The organism is Shewanella sp. 10N.286.52.B9 (assembly GCF_002873635.1).
Taxonomy (GTDB): domain Bacteria; phylum Pseudomonadota; class Gammaproteobacteria; order Enterobacterales; family Shewanellaceae; genus Shewanella.
In genome coordinates this window covers 1-773 of the sequence record NZ_MCTY01000042.1, presented here as the reverse complement: position 1 = coordinate 773, position 773 = coordinate 1, and the positions used below count along the sequence as shown (strand labels likewise).

General features: G+C 36.2%; 1 protein-coding gene. It reads right to left on the bottom strand.

The features are described 5' to 3' along the window. Positions 1-577: cytochrome c family protein (locus BCU91_RS03550; RefSeq protein WP_241904028.1), on the bottom strand; the 577-nt coding region annotated here is incomplete at its 3' end. Positions 578-773 lie beyond the last annotated feature (196 nt).

The following is a 773-nucleotide window of genomic DNA, read 5'->3' as shown; positions in this document are numbered from 1 at the left end:
TAATACCATCAGCCAAAATAGAGGTATCTTTGGTGTTGTACATGGTCTTGTTCAAATCGTTATCCACTTCTGGATGTTCACCAGGGAAACGAATTGTTTTAGAGTGACGAGAACGATTCCATGCTTCGTATTGAACAGCATGACATTCACCACATTTTTCAGGTCCAACAAACTTGTTTGGATAATCAAGAATTGATTTAGCACCTAAACGATATTGAACAGCGCTTGGACGACCCACACGTTTGCTATATTTAGGGCTATTACCTGTATCTAAATACTCTTCACCACGGTCACTAATGTGGTAATCACCCACTAAGTTACCTTCTTCATGGTATTTAAATACTGGATGATTCTGGAATAAATAATCAAAAAGTTCTTGTTCTTGAACAATATAATCTTGTAGCGTTTTAACGCCTTTTGATTCTTCATCTCCATTTGGATTTGAAATAACTTTCTGTGCTGTCTTACCCATTTCTGGCAAACTATTATACTTGCCACCAGCAGCTGTTGCATTGCCAACAATGCCAAGACAAACTAGCACACTTAGTGCTGCTATCTTGTATTTAGCCTGTTTCATTGTCCCACTCCTAATCATCATTATTTTATATGTTGCAGTCGAACCTGGCAGTTCAGCTAGCGATATAATTAATTTGAGCAAGACTAAGTTTAAAGATAAAAACCAATGATTTGTTGAGCTAGATCACATCATAAAACGCCTCAGACCTAACAAAACCTAAAAACAATATTAACCAATAAAAACAACAATATAATTG